Below are 15,294 nucleotides of genomic sequence, written 5' to 3' on the forward strand. Positions count from 1 at the left end.
AGGGGTGGATCCGCGCCCGGCGGGTATTCGAACGTGACTTACCCGTAAGGGTTCCGTGAGCAACCGTTTCCCTTCGGCGTACGTCAAGTTGAGCGAGGGGACAGGTACACGTCCCAGCATCAGGATGACCGGCCATTCTGATGGCGTACAAAGTCCCACCGCCCGGTTGCCCCACCCTTTCGTACCCCCCCTAGACTGAACCTCCAGCACAGGTGGCTACACGCTCGAAAGGCGCCCCCGTGTCCATCGGCAACTCCCCTGACGGCAACTCCCCCGAAGACGAGCGTCCGTTCGAAGACGATCGCGAGGCGGAACGCCCCTCGATCGGTCACGCCCTGCGGCAGGCGCGCATCGACGCCGGGCTGACCGTCGACGACGTCAGCACCGCCACCCGGGTCCGCATCGCCATCGTGCACGCCATCGAACAGGACGACTTCACGCCCTGCGGCGGTGACGTCTACGCCCGCGGTCACATCCGGACACTGGCGCGCGCCGTCCACCTCGATCCGGCCCCCCTCCTCGCGCAGTACGACGCCGGCCACGGCGGGCGTCCCGCCCCGACCCCCGCGGCCCCCCTCTTCGAGGCGGAACGGATCCGCCCGGAGCGACGCGGGCCGAACTGGACCGCCGCCATGGTCGCCGCGATCGTCGCGGTGATCGGCTTCGTCGGGTTCACCATGGTCAAGGGCGGTGACGACGGGGACAGCACGGCGGCCCAGGTCGCCGAGGGGTCCACGCCCACCGCCGGCAAGACCGCGGCCAAACCCACCCGCAGCAAGCCCACCGACCCCAAGCCGGACCCGACCGACAGCGCGATCGCGGCGGCGCCCCAGGACAAGGTGACCGTCCAGGTCAGCGCCACCGACGGCCGCAGCTGGATCTCCGCCAAGGACCACAACGGCCGGATGCTCTTCGACGGACTGCTCAAGAAGGGCCAGTCGAAGACCTTCCAGGACAGCACGAAGATCAACCTCATCCTGGGTGACGCCGGCGCCATCCAGCTGTACGTGAACGGCAAGAAGATCGAGAACGACTTCCAGCCGGGCCAGGTCGAGCGCCTGACCTACACGAAGGGCGACCCCGAGGTCGGATAACCGGACCGAGGGGCAGCGCGCGCACGGGGTTGGCCATGATCGGCCAACCCCGTCGACATGAGGCCTCGGCGGGACGAAGTAGTCTTGAGTCCATGCCTGAACGCCGTACCGTCGCACTCGTCACTCTTGGCTGCGCCCGCAACGAGGTGGACTCGGAGGAGCTCGCAGGCCGTTTGGAGGCGGACGGCTGGCACCTCGTGGAGGACGCCGAGCAAGCGGACGTCGCCGTCGTCAACACCTGTGGTTTCGTCGAGGCCGCCAAGAAGGACTCCGTGGACGCCCTCCTGGAGGCCAACGATCTCAAGGGGCACGGCAGAACCCAGGCCGTCGTGGCCGTGGGCTGCATGGCCGAGCGGTACGGCAAGGAGCTCGCCGAGGCGCTGCCCGAGGCCGACGGCGTACTCGGCTTCGACGACTACGCAGACATCTCCGACCGCCTCCAGACCATCCTGAACGGCGGCATCCACGCCTCGCACACCCCGCGCGACCGCCGCAAGCTGCTGCCGATCAGCCCGGCCGCGCGGCAGTCCGCCGGCGACGAGGTCGCCCTGCCCGGCCACGGCGCGCCCACGGACCTGCCGGCGGGCGTGGCCCCCGTGTCCGGCCCGCGTGCCCCGCTGCGCCGCCGCCTGGACGGTTCCCCGGTCGCCTCCGTGAAGCTCGCCTCCGGCTGTGACCGGCGCTGCTCGTTCTGCGCCATCCCGTCCTTCCGCGGCTCCTTCATCTCGCGGCGGCCCAGCGACGTGCTGAACGAGACCCGCTGGCTCGCCGAGCAGGGCGTCAAGGAGGTCATGCTGGTCTCCGAGAACAACACCTCGTACGGCAAGGACCTCGGGGACATCCGTCTGCTGGAGTCGCTGCTGCCCGAGCTCGCGGAGATCGACGGCATCGAGCGCGTGCGGGTCAGCTACCTCCAGCCCGCCGAGATGCGCCCCGGGCTCATCGACGTCCTCACCTCGACGCCGAACATCGCGCCCTACTTCGACCTGTCCTTCCAGCACTCCGCCCCCGACGTGCTGCGCTCGATGCGGCGCTTCGGCGACACCGACCGCTTCCTGGAGCTGCTCGACACCATCCGCGCCAAGGCCCCGCAGGCCGGCGTGCGGTCGAACTTCATCGTGGGCTTCCCCGGGGAGTCCGAGGCCGACCTGGTCGAGCTGGAGCGTTTCCTCACCGGCGCGCGGCTCGACGCCATCGGCGTCTTCGGGTACTCCGACGAGGACGGAACCGAAGCGGCGACCTACGAGAACAAGCTCGACGAGGACGTCGTCGCCGAGCGTCTCGCGCGCGTGGCGCGCCTCGCCGAGGAACTGGTCGCGCAGCGCGCCGAGGAGCGCGTCGGCGAGAGCCTCGAGGTTCTGGTCGAGTCCATCGACGACGAGGAGGGCGCGGTCGGCCGCGCCGCCCACCAGGCTCCGGAGACGGACGGCCAGGTGCTGCTCACGAGCAGCGCGGGCCTGACCGTCGGTCGTATGGTCGAGGCGAAGGTGGTCGGTACGGAAGGTGTCGACCTGGTGGCCGAGCCGCTCCCGGGCTCGTCCGTGGGGACCGAGGAGGCGGGCAGATGACCGGAGTCCCGGCATCCGCGGCGGACAGTTCCCCCAGCGCCCCGGGCACGCCCGGCGCTCCGGACGGAACCAAGCCGGTGCGAAAGCTGGGCGCTGCGGCCGTCGACCAGGCCAGCCTCTGGAACGTCGCGAATCTCCTCACCATGCTCCGGCTCGTGCTCGTGCCGGGCTTCGTGATGCTGCTGCTCGCCGACGGCGGGTACGACCCCGTGTGGCGCGCGTGGGCCTGGGCCGCCTTCGCCGTCGCCATGATCACCGACATCTTCGACGGACACCTGGCCCGCACCTACAACCTGGTCACCGACTTCGGGAAGATCGCCGACCCCATCGCCGACAAGGCGATCATGGGCGCGGCGCTGATCTGTCTGTCCTCGCTCGGCGATCTGCCGTGGTGGGTGACGGGGGTGATCCTCGGGCGCGAGCTCGGGATCACCCTGTTGCGTTTCCTGGTGATCCGCTACGGGGTCATTCCGGCCAGCCGCGGCGGCAAGATGAAGACACTGGCGCAGGGCACCGCGGTCGGGATGTACGTGCTGGCACTGACGGGGCCGCTGGCGAGCCTGAGGTTCTGGGTGATGGCCGTGGCGGTCGCCCTGACCGTCGTGACGGGACTCGACTACGTAAGACAGGCCATTGTGCTGCGCAGGCAGGGAATCGCCGCACGCCGGGCGACCGCCGGGGAGGCCGAACGGTGAGGTCCGAGGCCGCTGAAGTGCTGCGACTACTCACGGTGAGGGGCGAGACGCTCGCCGTCGCCGAGTCTCTCACTGGTGGCCTGGTGGCCGCTGAGATCACCGGGACCCCCGGGGCGTCCAAGGCCTTCCGAGGCTCCGTGACCGCGTACGCCACCCCGCTCAAGCATGAACTGCTCGGGGTCGACGCCACTCTCCTGGCCGAGCGCGGCGCGGTGGATCCGCAGGTCGCGGCCCAGATGGCGGCCGGCGTCCGCAAGGCACTCGGCGCGGACTGGGGGATCGCGACCACCGGCGTCGCCGGCCCCGACAGCCAGGACGGACAGCCGGTCGGTACCGTTTTCGTCGCCGTCGACGGACCCATGACGGAAAGAGCGGATGTCGAATTTGGCGGGAAAGTGGCGTCCCTGCGGTTGAACGGCGACCGTACGGAAATTCGTATGGAGAGTGTACGGAGCGTACTCGCGCTGCTCCTCGCGGAGCTCGCGGACGAACACACCGGAAACGAGCGGGCACAGGATACGGAACAGAACGGGGGGACTTGATGTTTGCAGCCCTGAGTGAACACGACATCGCTCCCCGCACGGCCGCGGCGCAAGGCGGTACGGTGGGGCGTGAAGGATGCGGCTACGCGGTCCGAGGAGGGAGCCACCGATGATTCTGCTCCGTCGCCTGCTGGGTGACGTGCTGCGTCGGCAGCGCCAGCGCCAGGGCCGTACTCTGCGCGAAGTCTCCTCGTCCGCCCGAGTCTCACTCGGCTATCTCTCCGAGGTGGAGCGGGGGCAGAAGGAGGCATCCTCCGAGCTGCTCTCCGCGATCTGCGACGCGCTTGACGTACGGATGTCCGAGCTCATGCGGGAAGTGAGCGACGAGCTCGCCCTCGCCGAGCTGGCACAGTCGGCTGCTGCCACCGAACCGGTGCCCGCACCGGTGCGTCGCCCGATGCTCAATTCCGTATCCGTGACCGGTGTGCCACCGGAGCGGGTCACGATCAAGGCACCTGCCGAGGCCGTCGACGTCGTCGCGGCCTAGCGTTCACAGACCCTCGCGGTCTGCACTGCACCACGTCAGCGAGAGCCCCGGCCGGGGCTTCTCCGGGGAGACCCGGAGGGGACCGGCCGGGGCTCTCGCTTTGCCGCGGGCGCGGCGGAACCCCGTTTGCCGGTGTGCCCCGGGGCGGTCATGGTGGAGAGGCGGTGGCTCGGGGCCGTACTGAATGATCTTGAATCGGAGGATTCGGATGTACGTCGTGAAGAGCCCGTTGTCCGACGCGGACCTGAAGATCGTGTCCGAGGCACTGCAGGGCGCGCTGGTCGACCTGGTGGACCTGTCCCTGGTGGTCAAGCAGGTCCACTGGAACGTGGTCGGGCCGCGGTTCCGGTCCGTCCATCTCCAGCTGGACGACGTAGTGGCCAGTGCGCGGCTGCACTCCGACACGGTGGCCGAGCGGGCCTCGGCGCTGGGCGTCTCACCCGACGGCCGCGCGGCGACGGTCGCCGCCGGCAGCGGGATCGGGACCGTCACCGACGGCTGGGTCAAGGACGCGGACGCCGTGGGGACACTCGTGGAAGCGCTGGGCGCCGTGATCACGCGGATGCGGGAACGGGTCAAGTCAACCGAGAACCCGGACCCCGTCAGCCAGGACCTCCTCATCGGGATCACCGCGGATCTGGAGAAGCACCACTGGATGTTCCAGGCGGAGAACGGCTGAGGCCGGAGTGAAGCGCGGGCGATCCGGACCGTCGGGGCTCGCCGTGGCCCGGAACCCGCCGGGTACCGGGCCACGGCGGACCCCGCGTGTGCGGGAAGCCGGGCGCGCCCGTGGGCAGGGCGCGTCATGGGCGCGTGGAGGAGAACGTCCCGCGTCCGATGCTGGGGCGCGCCCGGGTCCTGGCAGCAAGAGGCGCGTGTGTGCGTGCGGTGCGCCTCTGTGCCGGTGGTGCGCCCTCCCGGCCGGCGAGAGCGGCGGTCTAGCGTCGGGCCGGAGGTGGCCGCCATGGCAGGGCGGATAGCGCGCTGGGGGGCGACGCTGACGCTCGGGGGGCTTTGGTGGTGGGGGATCCTCCGGCTCGCGCTGGCTCCTGACGCAGGTGTGTGGGAGGGAGCCGTCGCGGCCGGAGGGTGGGGGCTGGGCCTGCTGCCCGTGCACTGCGCGCCGAAGGCGCGGGCTGCACGGGCGGTGGTCGCGGACCAGAGGGCGACACGGAGTCCCGGGACGGCCGGGACGGGGCGACGAGGGTCCGGGGGAGGGCGGGGGATGTAGGGCACGAGGGTGCGGGGCGCGGGGGCGCGGAGTGCCGGGGAGTGTTGCGACATCGGGGGGCGGTGAAGGGGGCTGCGACTTCGCGGGGCGGGGCGTTGGGGTGCCGTGACGTGGCCGCCGGGTGGCTGGGCGCCGCGATTCGCCGCACTCTCACCCAAGAGGGGGTGGGTGGTGGGCTGCGGGGCGTGGCTGTCCCGTACCCCCGTCGACTGTCCCTGACTCACCAGGGCATGGCCACGCCGCCGTTCGGGCGGAGGATCTGTCCCGTGGTGAAGGGGGAGGCGTCGGAGGCCAGGTGGAGGACGGCGTGGGCGACGTCCTCGGGCTCACCGACCCGGCCCAGGGGTGACATCCGGGCCATGAACGCCTCGGTGTGTGCCTGCGTCGCCCCGTGCCGGTCGGTCATGGGCGTGCGGACCCAGCCGGGCGCGACGGCGTTCACGCGGATCCCGTGCGGGCCGATCTCCGTCGCCAGCGTCCTGGTGAGCTGGACGACGGCCGCCTTCGCCACGCCGTAGCAGAGCAGGCCGGGCCCTCCGGTGTCGACGGCGCCGGAAGCCATCGTGACGATGCTGCCCCGTACCTGCCGCGCGATCATGTGGCGAGCGGCCTCCTGGCAGGCGTACAGCACGCCCTTGAAGTTGACGCTCCACACCCGGTCCAGGTCCTCTTCCCGCGTCTCCAGGACCGGACTGCTGTGCATGATCCCCGCGACCGCCGCCATGACGTCGAGCCGTTCGCAGGAGTCGACGGCCTTCCGCAGGCCGGTCCGGTCGGTCACGTCGAGCCGGTGGACGCGGGAGGTGCTGCCCTCGTCCTCGATCAGGGCCGCCGTCTCGTGCAGGCCCCGGTCGTCGCGGTCCGCGCAGTGCACCCCGGCTCCCGCCCGGGCGAGCAGGACGGCACAGGCACGGCCGATACCGCTCGCGGCGCCGGTGACGAAGGCCGTGCGGCCGGTGAGGTCGTACGCCGTGAGGGGCATGCAAGGACGGTACGAGCATTTCTGACGGGGCGTCAATTATGTGTGCGGGGTGGAGTCGTGTGGGGTGGGTGCGCGCCGGACGGGGTGGTGCGGGGGCGCGCCGGGCGTGGCTGTTCACGAAGGGTTTTGACCTACCGGAGGTTCAGCGGGGTGCGGTGCGGGTCGAGGGTCCCGCGGCCCGGGGGGTCGTGCGCGGCGGTGTGGGGCCCGTCTGGCAGGACGGGCACCAGTAGGTGGGCCGCTCGCGGGAGCCGTCGCCCTGGTTGGCCAGGCGGATTCGGGTCCCGCACCGCAGGCAGGGACGGGACGCCCGCCCGTACACGAACAGCCGCTGCTCGCGCAGGCCCGTGGTCTGGCGGTCCGGGCGTTCCCTGTTGACCTCGAGGAGTTTCTGGGCGAGCGCCGGAAGGTAGGCGGTGCGCTCGGCGGGAAGCTCGCCGACGGGCAGCCAGGGGGTGACGCCGAGGAGGAAGCACAGCTCGCTCTTGAAGACGTTGCCGATTCCGGCGAGATTGCGCTGGTCGAGCAGGGCCTCGCCGAGGGCCCGGCCGGGCTCGCGCAACAGGTTGGCCAGGGCCGTGTCGGGGTCCCAGTCGGGGCCCAGCAGGTCCGGACCGAGGTGGCCGACGGCACGGTCCTCGTCGGCGGTGCGCAACAGCTCCAGTACGGGGAGCCGGTAGCCGACGGCCGTGCGGTCCGCGTTGCCGAGGACGGCGCGGATCTGGTGGGCGGGGCCGCCGGACCAGCGCCGCCCGTTCTCGAAGACCTTCCAGGAGCCGTCCATACGCAGGTGCGAGTGGAGCGTCAGGCCGCCTTCGATCCGGGTGAGGAGGTGCTTTCCGCGCGGCGTGACGTCCAGGACGGCGCGGCCGGTGAGATCGGCCGTGGCGAACTTGGGCACGCGCAGGTCGGCGTGGGTCAGCACCTTGCCCGCCAGGGCGATGTGCAGTCGTTTCGCCGCCTGCCAGACGGTGTCTCCTTCAGGCATGGGTTCAAGGGTGGCACGGGTCGGGGGACAGCGCCGGTGGCGCCGGCTCACTCATGCACGGAGGCGCAGGCCGCGCGGGTTGGCGATGAAACCCGCTCCCTCCAGGAGGGTGCCGAAGGGGGACGTGAGCGCGGAGGCGCCGTTGATCCGCTCGACGGTGACCGTGCCGAGGGAACCCGCCCGGGCGGCCGTGGACAGGGCCTCCGCGGCCGCCCGGAGGCGCGGATCGTCCGTGGCCTCGGTCTCGGGCGCGGACGGCCAGGCCAGCAGGGTCTTGCCGCCTCGCTCCATGTAGAGGGTCAGCTCGCCGTCGACCAGGACGACCAGGGAGCCGGCCTTGCGGCCCGGCTTGTGTCCGGCGCCCGTCGGGGGCTCGGGCCAGGACAGCGCCGCGCCGTACGCGTTCGCGGGGTCGGCGGCCGCCAGGACCACGGCCCGGGAGGTTCCGTTCGACCGGTTCCGGCCGCCGGGCCCGCCGCCGTTCGCATAGGAGCCGATCGCGGGGCCGCGGCTTCCGGTGGGACGGCCGGGGAAGCCGGGTCCCGCCGAACGGGCGCCGGTGGCGAACGGGTCGGCCCCGTTCGGTGGGGCGAGGTCGCCGGGGAAGGCGAAGTCACCGGGGGCGCCGGAATCACCGGGGAAGCCGGAGCCTGCCGGGCCGTCGGGAGAGGCGGGGGCCTTGGAGGGCTCACCGAAGTGGTCGGGCGGGTCGGAGGGTCCGGCGAAGTCGCCGGGGAAGTCGGGGACGAGGCCAGGACCGAACCCGGGGGCGCCGCCGTCCGTCGCGGGGGAGGCGGGGCCGCCTCGGGACTCGGCGAGGAAGTCCGACCGGAAGTCGGAACCGCCCCGGGATCCCTTGGCGAAATCGGGCTGGTAACCGGGATCCGCGGCCGGGAAGCCGGACGAGAAGCCCTGGGCAGGCAGCGCTTCGCCCCGGTCACGCGCGTTCGCGGCCGCGCGCAGCCGGTCCACCGCACCGTCCATCGCGAACTGCGCGGCACCGAGGCCTTCCACCACGTAGCCGCGACGGGCCTGCCCGGTCTCCTCGAAGGCGGAGAGGATGCGGTAGACCGCGGAGAAGCCGCCCTCGACGCCCTCCGCGGCGACGGCGCCCCGGGTCACCACGCCGTGGCGGTCGAGCAGAGTGCGGGCCAGGGCGTGGGCGCGCACCGTCGGATCGGCCTCGCGGTCGGGCAGCAGCGACCAGCGGCCGGCGACGGTCGGGGGGCCGGTACGGGACTGCGGGCGCGCCGCGCCGGTCAGGGAGCCGTACCGGCCGCGCGGGACCGAGCGCTTCGCACGGTGGGCCGTGGAACCGGCGGTGCGCCCCGAGCCCAGGACGGAACGCATCGGCGCGAGGGTGTCGTTCGTCAGGCGGCCGGACCAGGCCAGGTCCCAGACGGCGTCGGCCAGTCGGGGATCGGTGACGTCGGGATGGGTGGTGGCGCGGACCTGGTCGGCGATCTGGCGGAAGAACAGTCCGTAGCCTCCGGAGAGGGTGCCCAGGACGGACTCGTGGAGGGCGGTCAGCTCCAGCGGGTGCGGTGAGGGCAGAAGGAGCGGGGCCGCGTCCGCCAGGTAGAGCGAGACCCAGCCGTCCTTTCCGGGCAGTGCGCCGGCGCCGGCCCAGACGACTTCCCCGGCGGCGGTCAGCTCGTCGAGCATCGCGGGTGTGTAGTTCGCGACGCGGGAGGGCAGGACCAGCTTCTCCAGGGCGGACGCCGGCACCGACGCGCCCTGCAACTGCTCGACGGCACGGACCAGTCCGTCGACGCCGCGAAGGCCGTGTCCGCTGTCGACGTGCTGCCACTGGGGCAGGAACTGGGCGAGCGCGGCGGGCGGCACCGGCTCCAGCTCGTGGCGCAGGGCGGCCAGGGACCGGCGGCGCAGCCGGCGCAGGACGGCCGCGTCGCACCACTCCTGACCGATGCCCGCGGGATGGAACTCCCCCTGCACCACCCGTCCGTTGGCCGCGAGCCGCTGCAACGCCCCCTCGGTGACGGCCGTGCCGAGCCCGAAGCGGGCCGCGGCGGCGGCCGACGTGAACGGGCCGTGGGTCCGGGCGAACCGGGCGAGGAGATCACCCAGCGGGTCCTTCACCGGCTCGGTGAAGGCCTCCGGGACACCGACGGGCAGTGCCGTGCCCAGCGCGTCGCGCAGGCGGCCGGCGTCCTCGATCGCCGCCCAGTGGTCGGTCCCCGCGACCCGGACTCCGATGGCGCGACGGGCCCCGGCCAGCTCCCGGGCCCACTGCGGTTCGGCACCGCGCTCGGCCAGCTCGGCGTCCGTGAGCGGGCCGAGCACGCGCAGCAGGTCCGCGACGCCTTCCACGTCCTTGATGCGGCGGTCCTCGGTGAGCCACTGGAGCTCCTGCTCCAGCTCGGTCAGCACGTCGGCGTCGAGCAGCTCGCGCAGCTCCGCCTGGCCGAGCAGCTCGGCCAGCAGCCGAGAGTCCAGGGACAGGGCGGCGGCGCGGCGCTCGGCGAGGGGCGAGTCGCCCTCGTACAGGAACTGGGCGACGTAACCGAACAGCAGCGAGCGGGCGAACGGCGACGGCTCCGGAGTGGTGACCTCGACCAGGCGCACCTTGCGGGACTCGATGTCGCCCATCAGTTCCGTGAGACCCGGCACGTCGAAGACGTCCTGGAGGCATTCGCGGACCGCCTCCAGGACGATGGGGAAGGAGCCGAACTCGCTTGCCACCTGGAGCAGCTGGGCCGCTCGCTGACGCTGCTGCCACAACGGGGTGCGCTTGCCGGGACTGCGGCGCGGCAACAGCAGCGCGCGGGCGGCGCACTCGCGGAACCGCGACGCGAACAGCGCCGAGCCACCGACCTGGTCGGTGACGACCTGGTCGACCTCGCCCTTGTCGAAGGTGACGTCCGCGGCGCCGATGGGGGCCCGCTCGGCGTCGTACTCCCTGCCGAGCTTGACGGGCTCCTGGTCGAGGAGGTCCAGGCCCATCAAGTCGGCGTCGGGCAGCCGCAGCACGATGCCGTCGTCGGCGTGCATGACCTGGGCGTCCATGCCGTACCGCTCGGACAGCCTGGCGCCGAGCGCGAGCGCCCAGGGGGCGTGCACCTGGGCGCCGAACGGGGAGTGCACGACGACCCGCCAGTCGCCCAGTTCGTCACGGAAGCGCTCCACGACGATGGTGCGGTCGTCCGGGATGTGCCCGCAGGCCTCACGCTGCTCGGCCAGGTACGACAGGACGTTGTCCGTGGCCCAGTCGTCGAGTCCGGCGGCGAGGAGCCGCAGACGGGCGTCCTCCTTGGAGAGGGAACCGACCTCGCGGAGGAACGCGCCGAGCGCGCGGCCCAGTTCGAGGGGGCGTCCCAGCTGGTCGCCCTTCCAGAACGGCAGCCGGCCGGGGACACCGGGCGCGGGCGAGACCAGGACGCGGTCGCGGGTGATGTCCTCGATGCGCCAGGAGCTGGTGCCGAGCGTGAAGACGTCACCGACCCGGGACTCGTAGACCATCTCCTCGTCGAGCTCACCGACCCGGCCGCCGCCCTTCTTGGGGTCGGCGCCGGCCAGGAACACGCCGAAGAGACCGCGGTCCGGAATCGTGCCCCCGGAGGTGACGGCGAGGCGCTGGGCGCCGGGCCGGCCGGTGATCGTGCCGGCGACCCGGTCCCACACCACGCGCGGACGCAGCTCCGCGAAGGCGTCCGACGGATAGCGGCCCGCGAGCATGTCGAGCACGGCCGTGAACGCCGACTCCGGAAGCGCCGCGAAGGGCGCGGCGCGGCGGACCGTGGCGAGGAGGTCGTCGAACTGCCAGGTGTCGAGGGCGGTCATGGCGACGATCTGCTGGGCCAGCACGTCCAGCGGGTTGGCGGGGACCCGGAGGGACTCGATCGAGCCGGTGCGCATCCGCTCGGTGACCACCGCGGCCTGGACGAGGTCGCCCCGGTACTTCGGGAAGACGACGCCCGTGGAGACCGCGCCCACCTGGTGACCGGCCCGGCCCACGCGCTGGAGGCCGGAGGCCACGGAAGGGGGCGACTCCACCTGGATGACCAGGTCCACCGCACCCATGTCGATACCCAGCTCGAGACTGGACGTCGCGACGACCGCGGGCAGGCGCCCCGCCTTGAGATCCTCCTCGACGAGCGCGCGCTGCTCCTTGGAGACCGATCCGTGGTGGGCGCGGGCGATGACGGTGGGGGCACCCTGGGCCGCGCCCGATCCGCCCATCAGCTCGGCCGGGGAGTGGTGCTCGTCCAGGGGCTCGCCGGTCGCCCGCTCGTAGGCGATCTCGTTGAGCCGGTTGCACAACCTCTCCGCCAGGCGACGGGAGTTGGCGAACACGATCGTCGAGCGGTGGGACAGGATGAGGTCGGTGATCCGCTCCTCGACGTGCGGCCAGATGGACGGCTTCTCGGCGCCCTCCTTGCCGTCGGCGACCGGGGAGCCGCCCAGCTCGGCGAGGTCCTCCACCGGGACGACGACGGAGAGGTCGAACTCCTTGCCGGACGGCGGCTGGACGATCTCCACCTTGCGGCGCGGTGACAGATAGCGCGCGACCTCGTCGACCGGGCGCACGGTCGCCGACAGGCCGATCCGGCGTGCGGGCCTGGGCAGCAGCTCGTCGAGACGCTCCAGGGACAGCGCCAGATGCGCACCGCGCTTGGTGCCCGCGACGGCGTGCACCTCGTCCAGGATCACCGTCTCGATGCCGGTCAGCGCGTCGCGCGTGGCCGACGTCAGCATCAGGAACAGCGACTCCGGCGTCGTGATCAGGATGTCGGGCGGGCGGGTGGACAGGGCCCGGCGCTCGGCGGGAGGGGTGTCTCCGGAGCGGATGCCCACCTTCACCTCCGGCTCGGGCATGCCGAGCCGGACCGCCTCCTGCCGGATGCCGGTCAGGGGGCTGCGCAGATTGCGCTCCACGTCGACGGCGAGGGCCTTGAGCGGTGACACGTACAGCACCCGGCAGCGCTTCCTAGGGTCGGCCGGTGGCGGGGTCGAGGCCAGCTGGTCGAGCGCGGCGAGGAAGGCGGCCAGGGTCTTGCCGGAGCCGGTCGGGGCGACCACGAGCACGTCCGAGCCCTCACGGGTCGCCTTCCACGCCCCGGCCTGGGCGGCGGTGGGCGCGGAGAAGGCTCCCGTGAACCAGCCACGGGTCGCGGGGGAGAAGCCCTCGAGGGCTCGGTGTGCAGAGCTCGCCATGCGTCCATCCTGCACCCGACCACTGACAATGCGCCTGACCTGCGAAAACGGGGTGTGGGTGCGGCGTGGGCAGATGCCGGGCGACGGGGGGGCGCCGACAACCCGCTCCCGGGCCGGTCCGACCCGTCATCGGGCCCGGTCCTCGGCGTCGGCCCGCCGGGCCTCGGCCCGTGGCCGTCCGCCCGCTTCGCACCGCCCGGAGCGGCCCTCGGCGTGTGGCGCAGAATGGAGGGCATGGCGGGTTCCGGGGAGCGGGCACGGCACTGGCAGTACGCGGAACTGCCCGGTGTCGACCTGCTGCGGGCCCGCTACGTCGAGAAGATCTTCGTGCGGCACACCCACGAGAACTTCGTGATCGCCGCCATCGCGGACGGCGTCGAGGTCTTCCACCACGGCGGCGCCGACCGGTACGCGGGCCCCGGCTCCCTGGCCCTGGTCAATCCGGACACTCCGCACACGGGCCGCGCCGGCGTTCCCGAGGGCTGGCGGTACGGGGCCGTGTACCCGTCGCCCGGACTGGTGGCGGAGATCGCCGCCGAGACCACGGCCATCCGCGGAACCCCCGGCTTCACGAGTCCGGTGCTGGACGATCCGTACGCCGCCGGCCTGGTCCACCAAGTGCTCCGGGCGGCCGACGAGGGCAACGCACTCGCCGCGGACACCCTGCTGCGGGTGGCGGTGACCCGGCTCCTGCGGCTGAACGGCGGGCCGATGCCGCACCGGGTCGTACGCACCGCGGGTGCCCGCATCGCCGCACGCGCGCGTGCCGTGCTGGAGGAGCGGATGGCCGATCCGCCGTCCCTGGAGCGGCTCGCCGCCGATCTCGGCGCCAGCCCCTTCGCGCTGCTGCGGGCGTTCCGGGACACCTACGGGATGCCGCCCCACACCTGGCTGACCGACGCCCGCGTCCGACGGGCACGGCACCTCCTGGACGCCGGCACCGCCCCCGTGGAGGCGGCCGTCGCCGTCGGCTTCACGGACCAGCCGCACCTGAACCGCCACTTCACCCGGATCGTGGGTGTGCCTCCCGGCGCGTACCAGCGCGAGCGCAAGAACGTACAAGACCGACGGGGAGACCCGCTCCTATCGTCGGGGGCGTGGGAGAACAGTCGGCGACCGCAGACATACGCGACCAGAACGGACCGGACGACCTCGGCGGCCGGGACCGCCGGGACGCCCGGGACGCCCGGGACGGCCGGGACGCCCGGGACGGCCGGGACGCCCGGGACGGCCGGGACGCCCGGGACCGCCAGGGCGGGCAGAACCGGCGGGCCGGTGAAGCAGACCGGGAGGGCCGCCAGGCCGGTGGAGCAGGCCGGGAAAGAGCGGGCGGACAGGACGCTGAGCGGGTCGGGAAAGCCGACTCCGCCGTCGTGCGCGACGCACTCGGAGTCGGGGTCGCCGTCGGACTGTCCGGTTTCGCCTTCGGGGTGACCTCGGCGGGCAGCGGGTTGACGCTGCTGCAGACCTGCGCGCTCAGCCTCCTGGTGTTCACCGGTGCCTCGCAGTTCGCCCTCGTCGGCGCGCTCGCCGCCGGGGGCAACCCGCTGACGGCGGCTGCCGGAGCGTTCTTCCTGGGCGTGCGGAACGCCTTCTACGGACTGCGTCTCTCGCAACTGCTGGCCCTCCCGCGCGCGGTGCGGCCGTTCGCCGCGCAGTGGGTCATCGACGAGACCACGGCTGTGGCCCTCGCCCAGCCCACGCGGCGCGGTGTCCGCATCGGGTTCACGGTCACCGGACTCACCCTCTACGTGCTGTGGAACCTCACCACACTGCTCGGCGCGGCCGGTGCCGAAGCCATAGGTGACACCGACGCGTGGGGACTGGACGCCGCCGGGCCCGCCGTCTTCCTGGCGCTTCTCGCACCGATGCTCAAGTCCGCAACCGAGCGCACGGTGGCGGGCCTCGCCGTCGTCCTGGGGCTCGGTCTCCTGCCCGTCCTGCCCGCCGGAGTGCCGGTCCTGGTGGCCGCCCTGGCCGCCCCCGCCGTCCTCTGGGCGACCGGACGTCGCTCGACGACCACCGCCGGCGACGCACAGCAGGAAACAGAACGGGCAGCACTCCAGGACGCGCCGGAGGAAGCACACCCGGCAGCACCAGAGGAAGCACACCGGGCAGCACCGCAGGAAGCACCAGAGAAGGCACAGAAGGAAGAACGTTGAACATCTGGATCGCGATCGGCGCGACCGCCGTCGGCTGCTACCTCGTCAAGCTCCTCGGGCTGCTGGTCCCCGCGGGCCTGCTGGAACGCCCCCTCGTCCAGCGCCTCGCGGCGCTCCTGCCGGTCGCCCTCCTCTCCGCCCTCACGGCCCAGCAGACCTTCGCCGACGGGCGCGCGCTGGTGCTGGATGCCAAGGCCGCCGGACTCGCCGCGGCCGCAGTGGCCCTGATCCTGCGGGCGCCCTTCCTCCTCGTCGTCCTGGCGGCCGTGGTCGTGACGGCGGGAGTGCGGGCGCTGACGGGCTGACGCCGCGGCCCGCAGCCCGCACGCACGCACGCACGCACGCACGCACGCGTACGATCCCGCCCCGG

The 15,294-nt window shown here is 72.7% G+C and carries 11 protein-coding genes and 1 pseudogene; 9 read left to right on the forward strand and 3 right to left on the reverse strand.

The genetic code is table 11. The features are described 5' to 3' along the window. The first annotated feature begins 239 nt into the window (after nt 1-239). The 6 genes from ACFYP4_RS00040 (at nt 240) to ACFYP4_RS00065 (ending at nt 5,065) form a co-directional block, all read left to right on the forward strand. The gene (locus ACFYP4_RS00040; protein ID WP_358855562.1) at nt 240-1,094 is read left to right on the forward strand and encodes a RodZ domain-containing protein; all 855 of its coding nucleotides are present in this window, start codon (nt 240-242) and stop codon (nt 1,092-1,094) included. Nucleotides 1,095-1,186: 92 nt separating this feature from the next. Then, nucleotides 1,187-2,662 carry a 30S ribosomal protein S12 methylthiotransferase RimO gene (gene rimO / locus ACFYP4_RS00045; RefSeq protein WP_388781205.1) on the forward strand — a complete coding sequence of 492 codons (1,476 nt, stop codon included), beginning with the start codon at nt 1,187-1,189 and terminating at the stop codon, nt 2,660-2,662. After that, nucleotides 2,659-3,357: a CDP-diacylglycerol--glycerol-3-phosphate 3-phosphatidyltransferase gene (pgsA, locus tag ACFYP4_RS00050; protein WP_358855560.1), complete on the forward strand. Its 699-nt coding sequence runs from the start codon at nt 2,659-2,661 to the stop codon at nt 3,355-3,357. The genes rimO and pgsA overlap by 4 nt, the downstream gene beginning before the upstream one ends. Beyond that, nucleotides 3,354-3,899: a CinA family protein gene (locus ACFYP4_RS00055; RefSeq protein WP_358855559.1), complete on the forward strand. Its 546-nt coding sequence runs from the start codon at nt 3,354-3,356 to the stop codon at nt 3,897-3,899. Before pgsA ends, ACFYP4_RS00055 begins: the two co-directional genes overlap by 4 nt. A gap of 109 nt (nt 3,900-4,008) precedes the next feature. After that, nucleotides 4,009-4,386: a helix-turn-helix domain-containing protein gene (locus ACFYP4_RS00060; RefSeq protein ID WP_037620346.1), complete on the forward strand. Its 378-nt coding sequence runs from the start codon at nt 4,009-4,011 to the stop codon at nt 4,384-4,386. A gap of 208 nt (nt 4,387-4,594) precedes the next feature. Continuing rightward, on the forward strand, nt 4,595-5,065 hold the full coding sequence (locus ACFYP4_RS00065) for a Dps family protein (RefSeq protein ID WP_388781209.1): 471 nt from the start codon (nt 4,595-4,597) through the stop codon (nt 5,063-5,065). Between the two features lie 772 nt (nt 5,066-5,837). Here ACFYP4_RS00065 and ACFYP4_RS00070 read toward each other — a convergent pair. The 3 genes from ACFYP4_RS00070 to ACFYP4_RS00080 all read right to left on the reverse strand — a co-directional run bounded on the left by ACFYP4_RS00070 (nt 5,838) and on the right by ACFYP4_RS00080 (nt 12,762). Next, nucleotides 5,838-6,599 carry an SDR family NAD(P)-dependent oxidoreductase gene (locus tag ACFYP4_RS00070; protein ID WP_388781212.1) on the reverse strand — a complete coding sequence of 254 codons (762 nt, stop codon included), beginning with the start codon at nt 6,597-6,599 and terminating at the stop codon, nt 5,838-5,840. Between the two features lie 142 nt (nt 6,600-6,741). Next, nucleotides 6,742-7,587 (reverse strand): Fpg/Nei family DNA glycosylase, encoded by an 846-nt coding sequence (locus tag ACFYP4_RS00075; protein WP_388781215.1) that lies wholly within the window; start codon nt 7,585-7,587, stop codon nt 6,742-6,744. Between the two features lie 51 nt (nt 7,588-7,638). Next, nucleotides 7,639-12,762 (reverse strand): ATP-dependent helicase, encoded by a 5,124-nt coding sequence (locus tag ACFYP4_RS00080; protein WP_388781218.1) that lies wholly within the window; start codon nt 12,760-12,762, stop codon nt 7,639-7,641. 234 nt (nt 12,763-12,996) lie between these two features. Between ACFYP4_RS00080 and ACFYP4_RS00085 the strand changes: the two are divergent. The 3 genes and pseudogenes from ACFYP4_RS00085 to ACFYP4_RS00095 all read left to right on the forward strand — a co-directional run. Further along, a pseudogene (locus ACFYP4_RS00085) lies at nt 12,997-13,848 on the forward strand (AraC family transcriptional regulator); the annotation flags it as partial. Nucleotides 13,849-14,135: 287 nt separating this feature from the next. Next, on the forward strand, nt 14,136-14,924 hold the full coding sequence (locus ACFYP4_RS00090) for an AzlC family ABC transporter permease (RefSeq protein ID WP_388781221.1): 789 nt from the start codon (nt 14,136-14,138) through the stop codon (nt 14,922-14,924). After that, entirely contained in the window at nt 14,921-15,229 is a 309-nt protein-coding gene (locus tag ACFYP4_RS00095) for an AzlD domain-containing protein (RefSeq protein ID WP_388781224.1), read from the forward strand. Before ACFYP4_RS00090 ends, ACFYP4_RS00095 begins: the two co-directional genes overlap by 4 nt. The last annotated feature ends 65 nt before the right edge of the window (nt 15,230-15,294 follow it).

It is taken from the genome of Streptomyces sp. NPDC005551, assembly GCF_042871785.1.
In the GTDB taxonomy this organism is placed as follows: Bacteria; Actinomycetota; Actinomycetes; order Streptomycetales; family Streptomycetaceae; genus Streptomyces.

Bases quoted from the DNA above. Each gene is read 5' to 3' on its own strand.
- rimO (WP_388781205.1), top strand. From the start codon at position 1,187: ATGCCTGAACGCCGTACCGTCGCACTCGTCACTCTTGGCTGCGCCCGC.
- pgsA (WP_358855560.1), top strand. From the start codon at position 2,659: ATGACCGGAGTCCCGGCATCCGCGGCGGACAGTTCCCCCAGCGCCCCG.
- ACFYP4_RS00060 (WP_037620346.1), top strand. From the start codon at position 4,009: ATGATTCTGCTCCGTCGCCTGCTGGGTGACGTGCTGCGTCGGCAGCGC.
- ACFYP4_RS00065 (WP_388781209.1), top strand. From the start codon at position 4,595: ATGTACGTCGTGAAGAGCCCGTTGTCCGACGCGGACCTGAAGATCGTG.
- ACFYP4_RS00070 (WP_388781212.1), bottom strand. From the start codon at position 6,599: ATGCCCCTCACGGCGTACGACCTCACCGGCCGCACGGCCTTCGTCACC.
- ACFYP4_RS00075 (WP_388781215.1), bottom strand. From the start codon at position 7,587: ATGCCTGAAGGAGACACCGTCTGGCAGGCGGCGAAACGACTGCACATC.
- ACFYP4_RS00080 (WP_388781218.1), bottom strand. From the start codon at position 12,762: ATGGCGAGCTCTGCACACCGAGCCCTCGAGGGCTTCTCCCCCGCGACC.